Origin of the sequence: Streptomyces sp. ICN903 (genome assembly GCF_022015835.1) — a bacterium.
Classification (GTDB): Bacteria; Actinomycetota; Actinomycetes; order Streptomycetales; family Streptomycetaceae; genus Streptomyces; species Streptomyces fenghuangensis.
This window is the reverse complement of the sequence record NZ_JAKMAY010000200.1, coordinates 1-10819: the sequence shown is the minus strand read 5'-3', so window position 1 is coordinate 10819 and position 10819 is coordinate 1. Positions and strand designations below refer to the sequence as shown.

Genomic DNA, 10819 nt, shown 5'->3' with positions numbered 1-10819 from the left:
GCCTCCCGCCCCGCGCCGCCCCTCACCTCAGCCGCGGGGCGAGAGGACCGTGACGAAGACCGGGTCTCCGTTGGAGGCGAGCTTCAGGATCGGCACCGCCTTGTCGTGCGCGTCACCGTTCTCCTCGAAGGTCAGCGTGCCGCTCGCCCCTCTGACCTGGGCGCTGTCCTCCATGAGCTGGAACATCCTGCCGACCGCCCGGCCGGTGACGCGCGTCCCCCTGCTCGCCATCTGCGCGCCACGGGCTGCGGTCAGCACCGCGTCGTGCGCCATCATCGCCTGGCCGTCGATGTGCCGCTCCCTGCCGAACCACTGCTCCAGCACGCCGCCCTTGCGGAAGGCCGCCTGCACCGCCCCGGGCGCGCCGTCCGGTTCGTCCTTCCACATCTCCGGGTGGGCCAGTCCGGTGTAGAAGACCTGCACCCCGCTGTCGGCGGCCTTTCTGACCTGCTCGTCGGTGAGGTTGGTGGTGTCGTCGCCGGTCATCACGATGAAGTCCCACTCGGTGCAGAACCGCTCGGCCAGCGCGTCGAGGAAGTGGGTGAGATGCCGCCCCCTGCCGGCGAAGTAGACGGCCTCGGGCCGGTGGAAGCACAGCTGGTTCGACAGGATCTGCAGCTCGTTCCTCCAGCTGTCCTCCAGGGAGGAGTCGAACTGCTTTCGTTCGGCGACCAGTTCGTACTCCTTCCCTCCCCGGGGGAACTCCTCGGTGAAGGCGTCGCCCAGGGTGTCGGCGTACAGGTTTCCCTCCGCCACGTCCTGGACCACCATGGCCGTGCGGATCTTCTTCTGTCTGAGGTACCGGGCCGCCGCCCTGGCCTCGTCGACGTTGGTGGGGGCGACGCGGACGAAGCCCTCCATGCCGCCGATGCCGGTGGCGGTCATCGTGCTGGCCACCGTGGCCAGGCCCGCGTCCGACAGCCTCCTGAGGGCGGCCAGGTTGCGGTCCGTGCTCGGCCCCAGGCCGGTGACCGCCACCAGCGGCTCGCCGCCGTCCCTGAGCCCGATCAACCCGTCGACGGTGTGCCGCCAGTGCGCGGAGCCGCTGCCGGTGTTGGCGATCAGCAGCCTGATCTTCGGGGTGAAGCGCTCGTTGTGCCGCTGCTGCGCCAGATGGGCGCCCTGGAGCTCGTGCCGCACCGACTCCTCGGGGTTGCTGTCGTTCTCGTCGACCGTGACGGAGGTCATGTACGCCACGGTGACGTACTTCCCGTCCCCCGCGGTGACCTCCCGGTTCGCCCGCTCGATCCTCCCGCTCACCGCGGCCAGGTGCTCGGCGAAGACGTACGATCCGTCGGTGGTCCCGACGCACTCCGCTCTCGGCTCCTCCATCCTCGTCACGCCCTGCGCGCACAGGTCGTCGCGGTGGACGTACCAGTCGTGGACGAACAGCGACACCCCGGTCAGGACGGCCAGCACCACGGCGGCGGTGACGGAGCGCTTGACGGTCAGCAGGGAGATCCGGCGCCCGGCCACGCCCATCACCCCTCGTCCGCGAGCGTCAGCGGATGGCGCCAGTGCCGGTAGCGCTCGGCCTCGTCGTACAGGGCCACGATCTCACTCCCCCTCAGTTCGGACAGCCGGTCGTACTTGGCCGCTATCACGCTGTTCAGCCGCAGCCCCGGGTCGCCGAGCGGGTCGCTCCACAGCCAGCGCGCGCAGACCAGTCCCCGGATCACCGAGACGTCGGTGATCGAGTGGGTGGGCGCCTCGGGGGCGAGCTCTCCCAGCAGTTCCAGCGGCGAGCGGTCGGCGGGCAGCCGGTTGGGCGCGGAGGTGACCGCGTTGAACAGCCGGATCCAGCGCGCGGCGCTCAACTCGCGGAAGTGGCCCGCCATCTGTTCCACCACGTCCTCGACGCGGTGCGCCGCCAGCCGGTGGTACATCGTCTCCTCGGGCCGGCCCTCCGCCTCGAAGTGGTCCGCCATCAGGTCGTGGACGGTGTCCCACTCGCCGGGGTCGGCGGCCAGCCGCCACAGCAGCAGCCTGCGCAGCCACGGGTGCAGGCGCGGCTGCGCGTGCCCGGGTTCCAGCAGCCAGCGCGAGCGCACCTCGTTGAACAGCGACTCGCCGGCGCCGCCCGGGGTCACCGCACCGAGGACCCTGCTGCCCATGGACAGGTCGCGGGCCGCCGCGCACCGCACCAGCGCTTCGCGCTGAGTCTGCGGGAAGTCCTCCAGAAGGTGGTCCAGCGCCGCGTCGGCCAGGGTGTCGTGCGGTGCGCGGCGCATCCTCCGGCCGGGCAGGGAGCGCAGCCACAGGTCGAACTCGCCGCTGCCCCGGCGGGGCGTGTTGGCCAGGTCCAGGACGTCCATCACCTGCCGTACCGCCACCGGCAGGCCGCGCGTCAGCCGGTACACGAAGGGGGCGAGGCCGGAGTGGCGGGGCGAGGCCAGCTCGATGCCGGTGCGCACCTCGTCGAGCGTCAGATCGCGCAGCCGCAGGGGATACCACCAGGAGTCGTCGCTGTCGTGGGCCGGACGGCGCTCTCGCCAGTCGGCGAGACAGGCCCGGTCGGGGCCGCGCAGCTGCCAGGGCCACTGGTCCCCGGCGGACGAGCCCCAGTTCTCCAGCCAGCGGTTGGAGCTGCCCACCACCGTCAGGGGGTCGCAGACGGCCCCGGTCAGGGCGGCGTCGCGGCGGGCGCCGGTGAGCAGCTCCAGGAACAGCCGCCCCTGGTCGGTGTGGCAGTTGTCCAGCAGCAGCAGATAGGAGCCGGGGGCGAACCAGCGGGTGGTGTCGTGGCGGAGGTCGTCGAGGAACGCGGCGAACAGGACGCGGTCGAGGATCCGCTTCTCCTGTTCGCTGCCGCTGTGCCGCCACATGTTGAGTTCCAGCAGGGCGTCCCAGGGGTCCCGGGAGGGCACCAGCGGGTGGTCGCCGAACCACTGCGGGGCGCCGGCGAAGATCCTTCCCGGCAGTCTGCGTCCACCGCGCGCGGCGGCGTCCCGCAGGAGGGCCGCGACCACGGCGGGGGCGCCGTTGGGCGCGCCCAGTGCGCTGCCGGCGACCTCCAGGAAGGCGGAGAGGTAGTCGCCGTGCCGGTCCTCGGCCTGCCGCCGGAACTCCTCGAGCTGCCGCTGGACGGCGCGCCGGCCCTGCGAGCGGTCGGGCATCCGCAGCTCGCGGTCCGAGGCGAGCAGCCCGAGGGTGAGCCGGGGGAAGCGCGAAACGCGGTACTGCGGCAGCCTGCGCTCCAGCTGCCGGGCGATCAGGGCGAGGGCGTAGCGGGGCAGCAGTGCCTGGTCCGCGGCGAAGTTGAGGTAGGCGAAGGGGTGTTCCGGACCGAAGCGGCCCATGACGGCGCCGTGTGCCTCGCTGGCCCCGCTCCCCCGCGGGCCGACCAGCATCGTCACCGGCCGCTCCGTACCGGGCGGCTGGTCCAGGCACTCGGCGACGAGGGCCAGGATGCCGTTGCGCCCCCGCATGCCCGTTCCCGCGCGGTGATCCTCCATCCGACCGGCCCTCCCCCGTGACAACCAACCGTCGGCACACAGGAGAATGCCACCTTCGGTGCACGGGCGACAACGAAAAGCGACCACCCGCCGCGGGGAGTACCGGAGGTGCGGGAGGTGCGGTGCCCACCGCCTTCCGCGGCGGGCGCCGGGGCACCGGCCCGCCGGGGGCCGGTGCCCCGGACGGGCCGGTGCTCCCGGGTGTGTCAGTCCTCCCAGGTGTAGAAGCCGCGGCCGGTCTTGCGGCCCAGCTCGCCGCGGGCGACCTTCTCCCGCAGCAGCTTCGGCGGCGCGAAGCGCTCGCCCAGGGTGTCGTGGAGGTACTCGGCGATGGCCAGGCGCACGTCGAGGCCGACGAGGTCGGTCAGCCGCAGCGGCCCCATCGGGTGCTTGTAGCCCAGGCTCATGGCGGCGTCGATGGCCTCGGGCTCGGCGACGCCCTCCTCGACCATCCGGATCGCCTCCAGGCCGAGGGCCACGCCCAGCCGGCTGCTGGCGAAGCCGGGCGAGTCCCTGACGACGACGTCCTTCTTGCCCAGCGCGCGGACCCATTCCAGGGCCGTCCGCACGGTGCCGTCCGCGGTCCGCCCGGCCACGACCAGCTCCACCAGGGCGGAGGCGGGCACGGGGTTGAAGAAGTGCATGCCCAGGAACCGCTCGGGGCGGGCCAGCGCGGTGCCCAGTTCGGTGACGGACAGGGAGCTGGTGTTGGTGGCCAGCACCGTCGACTCGCCGACGGCCTTCTCCGCGGCGGCGAGCAGCCGGGCCTTGAGGGCGGGGTCCTCGGGGACGGCCTCGACTACCAGATCGGCGCCGCCGGGCAGTTCTTCCACGGCGGTGACGGTGGTGACGCGGGCCAGGACCCGCTCGGCGGGCTCCTCCAGCCTGCCGCGCTCGGCGGCCCGGCGCAGGCCGGTGGCGACGCGCTCCAGGGCCGCCGCGGCGGCCTCCCGACCACTCTCCACGACGACGACGGCCGAGCCGGCCGTCGCGAAGGACTGCGCGATGCCCGCGCCCATCCGCCCGCCGCCCACCACGCCGACGGTTCCCGGTGCCGCTGCCATGAGCTCTCCTCGTGTCTGTCGCGTCCGCTGCCGTGCCCGCCGTTCCGCCGCGCCCCGGTGCCCGTCCGCGCGTACGTGTGCGGTACCGGGCACCGGGGCGCACACCGGGGGCAGGGCGACCGTACCGGCGGGCGTCCCGTCCCTTGACAGGCGGTCCGGGTGTCGGTTTACCTGGCGTCGCCGCAAAGCTAACCGAATGGTCGGTCGGCCTCAAGGGGGGCGGGTCCGGGCCCGCGGCACCGCACGGCGGCCCTGAGGCCCCGACAGTCCACGACTGGAGTGGTGGAGGCGCATGACACAGCTCACGGAGGCCGGACAGGGCCCCGCCCAGCGGATGTTCGCCGCCGACCGGGCCTCCCGGGGCCTGGGCATGGAGCTGCTCCGGGCCGGGGACGGCTCGGCGGCGGTGCGGATGCCGGTGACCGCGCACATGGTGAACGGCCACGGCGTCGCCCACGGCGGCTTTCTGTTCACGCTCGCCGACACCGCGTTCGCCTGCGCCTGCAACAGCCGCGGCCCGGTGACCGTGGCGGCCGGCGCGGACGTCGTCTTCACCGCTCCCGCCCACGAGGGCGACGTGCTGCTGGCCGTCGCCGAGGAGCGCGCCCGCTTCGGCCGCAGCGGCGTCTACGACGTGACCGTCCGGCGGGAGACGGACGGCCGGGTGATCGCCGAGTTCCGCGGACGCAGCCGCACCGTCGGCGAGCGCGGCGCAAGTGAACGGGGCACGGGCGAACGGGGCTCGGGCGAACGCGGCGCCCCGGCGGGCAAGGAGGCGTCATGAGCGGCGGCACGGCCTCTCCCTCGCGCCCGGCCCCCGCCTCGCTGGACGCGGCCGAGCGGATGGACCGCGAGGAGCTGCGCGCACTCCAGCTCGACCGGCTCCGCTCCACCCTGCGGCACGCGTACGACAACGTGGAGCACTACCGGCGCGCCTTCGAGGCGGCGGGCGTCACACCGGAGGACTGCCGCTCCCTGGCGGACCTCGCGCGCTTCCCGTTCACCACCAAGGCCGATCTGCGCGACACCTACCCCTACGGCATGTTCGCCGTCCCGATGTCGCGGGTGCGCAGGCTGCACGCCTCCAGCGGCACCACCGGGCGCCCCACCGTGGTCGGTTACACCGAGGACGACCTGGAGGTGTGGGCGGACGTCGTCGCCCGCTCCATCCGGGCCGCCGGCGGCCGCCCCGGGCACAAGGTGCACGTCGCCTACGGCTACGGGCTGTTCACCGGCGGGCTCGGCGCGCACTACGGGGCCGAGCGGGCGGGCTGCACCGTCATCCCGGCCTCCGGCGGGATGACGGCCCGCCAGGTGCGGCTGATCCTGGACCTCCGGCCCGAGATCATCATGGTGACGCCCTCCTACATGCTCGCCCTCCTCGACGAGTTCGAGCGGCAGGGTGTCGATCCGCGCGACTCCTCCCTGGAGATCGGGATCTTCGGCGCCGAGCCGTGGACGGAGGGGATGCGCCGCGAGATCGAGGAGCGCGCCGGGCTGCACGCGGTGGACATCTACGGGCTGTCGGAGGTGATGGGCCCCGGCGTCGCGCAGGAGTGCGTGGAGACCAAGGACGGGCTGCACATCTGGGAGGACCACTTCTACCCGGAGGTCGTGGACCCGGTCACCGGCGAGGTGCTGCCCGACGGCGAGGAGGGCGAGCTGGTGTTCACCTCGCTGACCAAGCAGGCCCTGCCGGTCGTCCGCTACCGCACCCGTGACCTGACGCGGCTGCTGCCGGGCACCGCGCGCCCCGCCTTCCGCCGCATGGAGAAGGTCACCGGCCGCTGCGACGACATGATCATCCTGCGCGGGGTCAACGTCTTCCCCACCCAGATCGAGGAGATCCTGCTGCGGGTCCCCGGGGTCGCCCCGCACTTCCAGATACGGCTCACCCGCCGGGGCCGGATGGACCACATGACCGTGCGCGTCGAGGCCCGCCCGGGCGCCAGTCCCGAGCAGCGCGCGGCCGCGGAGGCTGCCATCGCCCAGGACGTCAAGGACGGCGTCGGCATCACCGTCGGCGTCGAGGTCGTCGATCCGGAGACCCTGGAGCGGTCGGTGGGCAAGATCCGCCGCGTCGTCGACGCCCGCGAGGGCTGATCCGGCGGTGCCGCGGGCACTCTCACGGGCCGTGCTCCCGGAGGCGGCCGGCCGGGCACCCGGTCGGCCGCCTCCCGACTGCGGCAAGCGGTGCGGACTGCGATGATCGCAGTCCGCACCGAGGGGGACGCAAGGGATGGATGGGACACCGTGCAGACGTTCCTGCCACTCGCCGACTTCGCCGGGACCGCCCGGGTGCTCGACGCACGGCGGCTGGGGAAGCAGCGGGTGGAGGCCCTGCAGGTGCTGCGTGCCCTGACCGTGCCCGGCTACGGCTGGGCCCGGCACCCGGCCGTGCGCATGTGGACGGGGTACGAGGAGGCGCTGGTCCGCTACGGCATGGAGATCTGCCGCCACTGGCGGCTGGCGGGGCGCGCCGACACCTGCGAGGCCACCATGCTGACCGATCTGCGGCACGCGACCGGCATCGCCGTCCCCCGCTCGCAGGAGGAACTGGGGGTGGCCGGCGAGCTGCCGCCCTGGCTGGGCGATCCCTCCTTCCACCGCAGCCACCGCTCCTCCCTGCTCCGCAAGGACCCCGGCCACTACGCGCCCCTGTTCCCCGGCGTGCCGGACGACCTGCCGTATGTGTGGCCCGCCTCCGACCGCGGCCCCCGCGCCCAGGAGCCGGGGTGAGGGCCCGGCCCCGGGGGGTACGGGAGGGGGATGGATGCGATCGGGGCCCGCGCGGGCCGGTGCGCACAGGGCGCGGTGGGACGGGTTTGCGCCCCTCACCCCCTCCGCGAGAATCTTGGCAGAGAGCAGCCGTCCATCCGCGCCGACCGTCGAAGGGGGGACCGGGCGGAGCACCCAGGGTGCCGTGCCCCCGTTCTTCCGTGAGCAACCCTCCTCGCTTTCCAGACGTCTCCGGGGGCTCCCGCGCCCTGGCCGGGCAGACGGTCGAGTCGGCGCCGGCGCCGGTGGTCGCGGTGGACCGGCGGGGGCGGGTGTCGCTGGTGAACGCCGCGGCGCGAGCCCTGCTGCCCGGCCTCGCCCCCGGGGTCGTGCTGGATGCCGGCGTGGCGCCGGGCTGGCTGGTCTCCGCCGCGCGGGGCGGACACGGCGGGCGCGAGGGGCCGGACGCCGAGGCGGCCGGGACGGCCGAGGCGGCCACGACGGCGCACGGATCCCTTCGGGGGCGCGTCCTCACCGCGTACGCCGCTCCCCTGCCGGACGGGCACACCGCCTGGTGGCTGACGGACGTCACCGGCCGGGAGGAGGCCGAGCGGTCGCTGCGCTCGGAACGGGAGAGCACCGCCTTCCTGGCGCGGGCCTCCGCCCGGCTCCAGGCCTCGCTCAACCCGCGCAGGTGCGTGGTGACGACCGCCCGGCTGGCGGCCGGCCACCTCGCCGACGCCGCCGTCGTGGTCCGCCTGTCGCGGGACCGCCGCCCGGAGGTGACCCGGGCGGTCTTTGACGGGCGGCTGGAGGAGGAGACCCTGTCCGCCTCCCCGGAGGAGATGCCGGGGCTGGCCGAGGCCCTGGAGGGCTTCCCCCCGGTGTCCTTCCGGTCGGTCGATCCCGGCCTGGTTCCCGCGTGGCTGCTGCCCGAGGGCTTCGGCCGCCCCGCCTCACCGGTGGTCGTCCCGCTGCCGGGCAGCGGCGAGATCGCCGGGGCGATGGTGCTGCTGCGCCGTGCCGGGGGCGAGGACGCCGGCCCGGAGGACGACGCCGTGACCCGGATCTTCGCCGCCCGCGCCGGTGCGGCGATCTCGGCCGCCGCGCTCTACGCGGAGCAGGTCGCCACCGTCGCCGTGCTCCAGCGCGAGCTGCTGCCGCCCGCGCTGCCGCACCCGGAGGGCGTGGAGCTGGCCGGGGCCTACCGGCCCGCCCAGAGCGCCCAGAGCGTCGGCGGGGACTTCTACGACGTGCACCCGGCCGACGGGCCCGGCCGGGAGACCGACGTCGTGCTCGGCGACGTGGCCGGCAAGGGACCGGAGGCGGCCGTCCTGACGGGGAAGGTCCGCAACACGCTCGCGGCGCTGCGACTGGTCGAGTCCGACCACGTACGGCTGCTGGACCTGCTCAACCGCACGCTGCTGAGCGGCCCCCAGAACCGGTTCGTCACCCTGGTGCTCGCCTCGTTCGGCGCCCCGGACCCCGGAACCGGCCGGGTCGCCCTGCGGCTGACCTCGGCCGGGCATCCGCCGCCGCTGATCCTGCGGCGCGACGGGGGTGTGGAGGCCGCCCGCACCTCGGGCACGCTGATCGGCGTGCTGCCGGAGGCGACCGCGACCACCTGCTCCACCACCCTGCTGCCCGGGGAGACCTGCCTGCTGTACTCCGACGGTGTCACCGAGGCCCGGGGCGGGCCCTACGGCGAGATGTTCGGGGAGGAGCGCCTGGCCGACGTGCTGGGCTCCTGTGCGGGCCTGCACGCCCAGGCCGTCGTCGAGCGCGTCGGAATGCTCACCTCCGAGTGGCTGGCGGGCCGGGAGCACGACGACATCGCGCTGGTGGCCGTCACCGCGGCCCACCGCACCCCGCTGAGCGCGGTGGGCGGGAACGTCCGCGCGGGAGACGACCGGTGAGCCCGGGAACGGCGGCTCTCGGGAGCCGGATGGAGGACTTCTGGACGGCGCTGGAGAACGCGGACGAGCGCTCCGCCGTCGCCCAGGTCACCGAGGCTCTGGACCAGGGCTTCGCACCCGAGGACGTCCTGCTGGAGGTCATCGCGCCCGCGCAGCGGCGGGTCGGCGTGCGCTGGGCGGAGAACCGGCTCACCGTCGCGCAGGAGCACGCGGCCACCGCCGTCAGCGACCGTGCCGTCACCGCGGTCGCCGACCATCCCGCGGCACGGGTTCCCGCCCGGCTCGGCCGTGCCGCCGTGGCCTGCGCCGACGGCGAGTGGCACACGCTGCCCGCCCGGCTGGTCGCCGAGGTGCTGCGGCTGCGCGGCTGGCACGTGGACTTCCTCGGGGCCCATGTGTCCGCCCGGCAGCTGGTGTCCCATCTGCACTCCACCGGCCCGGACGCGGTGGCCCTGTCGTGCTCCCTGCCCGTACGGCTGCCCGTCGCCCACGCGGCCGTCACCGCCTGCCGGGCCGCCGGCGTGCCCGTGCTGGCGGGAGGCGCCGGGTTCGGCCCGGACGGCCGCTACGCCCGTCTGCTGGGCGCCGACGCCTGGGCCGGCAGCGCCCGCGACGCGGCCGAGCGCCTCGCGGCGGGCATCGCGCCCCCGCCCGCGCTCCCCCCGACCGCCGAGGAGGCGCTGCCGCATCTGGCCGACCGCGAGCACGCCCTGGTCGACGAGGCCCGCGGGCGGCTCGTCGACGACGTGATGGCGGTGCTGCCCGAGCGGTTCCCGCAGCTGCGGGAGTACGCCGGACGTCAGCGGGAGTACACCGTCGAGGACCTCCACCGTGTCGTGGAGTACCTGGTGGCCGCGCTGTACGTGGACGATCCGGGGCTGTTCGAGGACTTCACCGCGTGGACGGGCCGGATCATGACCGCCCGGAACCTGCCCGTCGACGCCCTGTCCGCGGTGCTGGAGGCCATGGCCGACGCCTTCCGCGAGCTGCCCCGCGCCGCGGCGTACATCGCCGCGGCGCGGGGCGCGCTCGACCGCGAACTCCGTTCCCCGTCACCGTGACCCGCTCCGCGGCCGCGGCCGCGGAGCCGGCCCGGGTCGGGTCGGGTCGGGTCGGGTCGGGTCGGGTCGGGGTACGGTCGGCCCCCGGTCAGCCCGCGACCAGCAGCGCCTGCGGTGCCGCCGCCTTCAGCCGGGTGTTGAGCCAGGACAGCTGACGGCCCGTCTCGCCCTCGCACCGGTGGGCGAGGTCCAGCAGCTCGCGGTCGCGGGCCCCCTGGGCCGCCTGGGCGACGACCGTCCAGGTCGTCTGGACGAGAGTGCCCAGCACGTACAGGTCCTGGAGGTCGCGCAGCAGTCCGACGGGCCCCTCGCGGACTCCGGCGAGCCCCTCGGCGTGCAGCCGCTCGGGCTCCTCGATGTCCTCGCCGGCGGCCTGCTCGCCGTAGCGGCGGGCGACGGGCTCCAGGCGGCGGACGTGCTCCTCGCTCATCTTCGCCAGGGTGTCGCAGACGTGGTACAGGTCGGCCTCCGCGGCATGCCCCTCCCCCACGGTGCGCAGGGCCTCGGCGAGTGTCCGCTCGCTGCGGTGGAGCAGGCCTACGTAGACGGCCAGCTGGGGCATCAGGACCTCCCTGGGGCGGCGGCCTCGGCGATGTGGCCGGGAG

The 10819-nt window shown here is 74.7% G+C and carries 9 protein-coding genes; 5 read left to right on the top strand and 4 right to left on the bottom strand.

The features are described 5' to 3' along the window. Positions 1-27 precede the first annotated feature (27 nt). From L7D48_RS19565 to L7D48_RS19555, 3 genes are all read right to left on the bottom strand, one after another. Entirely contained in the window at positions 28-1476 is a 1449-nt protein-coding gene (locus tag L7D48_RS19565; protein ID WP_237880825.1) for a branched-chain amino acid ABC transporter substrate-binding protein, read from the bottom strand. Positions 1477-1481: 5 nt separating this feature from the next. Continuing rightward, positions 1482-3455 (bottom strand): hypothetical protein, encoded by a 1974-nt coding sequence (locus L7D48_RS19560; RefSeq protein ID WP_237880822.1) that lies wholly within the window; start codon positions 3453-3455, stop codon positions 1482-1484. A gap of 206 nt (positions 3456-3661) precedes the next feature. Next, positions 3662-4519 carry a 3-hydroxyacyl-CoA dehydrogenase family protein gene (locus L7D48_RS19555; protein ID WP_237880820.1) on the bottom strand — a complete coding sequence of 286 codons (858 nt, stop codon included), beginning with the start codon at positions 4517-4519 and terminating at the stop codon, positions 3662-3664. 292 nt (positions 4520-4811) lie between these two features. On the opposite strand from L7D48_RS19555, the gene paaI reads away from it, so the two are divergent. The 5 genes from paaI (at position 4812) to L7D48_RS19530 (ending at position 10214) form a co-directional block, all read left to right on the top strand. Next, complete coding sequence (paaI, locus tag L7D48_RS19550; RefSeq protein ID WP_237880818.1) at positions 4812-5303, top strand: hydroxyphenylacetyl-CoA thioesterase PaaI; 492 nt, start codon at positions 4812-4814, stop codon at positions 5301-5303. After that, a complete protein-coding gene (gene paaK / locus L7D48_RS19545) occupies positions 5300-6622 on the top strand; it encodes a phenylacetate--CoA ligase PaaK (RefSeq protein WP_237880816.1) in 1323 nt (440 codons plus the stop codon). Before paaI ends, paaK begins: the two co-directional genes overlap by 4 nt. Positions 6623-6772: 150 nt before the next feature. Next, a complete protein-coding gene (locus tag L7D48_RS19540; RefSeq protein WP_237880814.1) occupies positions 6773-7258 on the top strand; it encodes an MSMEG_6728 family protein in 486 nt (161 codons plus the stop codon). A 200-nt stretch (positions 7259-7458) separates the two neighbouring features. Continuing rightward, complete coding sequence (locus L7D48_RS19535) at positions 7459-9153, top strand: SpoIIE family protein phosphatase (protein WP_237880812.1); 1695 nt, start codon at positions 7459-7461, stop codon at positions 9151-9153. Positions 9154-9182: 29 nt separating this feature from the next. Beyond that, positions 9183-10214 (top strand): B12-binding domain-containing protein, encoded by a 1032-nt coding sequence (locus L7D48_RS19530; protein WP_237880810.1) that lies wholly within the window; start codon positions 9183-9185, stop codon positions 10212-10214. Positions 10215-10302: 88 nt separating this feature from the next. On the opposite strand, the gene L7D48_RS19525 is transcribed toward L7D48_RS19530, so the two are convergent. Further along, positions 10303-10776 carry a hypothetical protein gene (locus tag L7D48_RS19525; protein ID WP_237880808.1) on the bottom strand — a complete coding sequence of 158 codons (474 nt, stop codon included), beginning with the start codon at positions 10774-10776 and terminating at the stop codon, positions 10303-10305. Positions 10777-10819 lie beyond the last annotated feature (43 nt).

What these genes read in the sequence shown, in the direction of transcription:
- L7D48_RS19525 (WP_237880808.1), bottom strand. Translation starts at nt 10,776, where the DNA reads ATGCCCCAGCTGGCCGTCTACGTAGGCCTGCTCCACCGCAGCGAGCGG.
- L7D48_RS19560 (WP_237880822.1), bottom strand. Translation starts at nt 3,455, where the DNA reads ATGGAGGATCACCGCGCGGGAACGGGCATGCGGGGGCGCAACGGCATC.
- paaI (WP_237880818.1), top strand. Translation starts at nt 4,812, where the DNA reads ATGACACAGCTCACGGAGGCCGGACAGGGCCCCGCCCAGCGGATGTTC.
- L7D48_RS19555 (WP_237880820.1), bottom strand. Translation starts at nt 4,519, where the DNA reads ATGGCAGCGGCACCGGGAACCGTCGGCGTGGTGGGCGGCGGGCGGATG.
- paaK (WP_237880816.1), top strand. Translation starts at nt 5,300, where the DNA reads ATGAGCGGCGGCACGGCCTCTCCCTCGCGCCCGGCCCCCGCCTCGCTG.
- L7D48_RS19530 (WP_237880810.1), top strand. Translation starts at nt 9,183, where the DNA reads ATGGAGGACTTCTGGACGGCGCTGGAGAACGCGGACGAGCGCTCCGCC.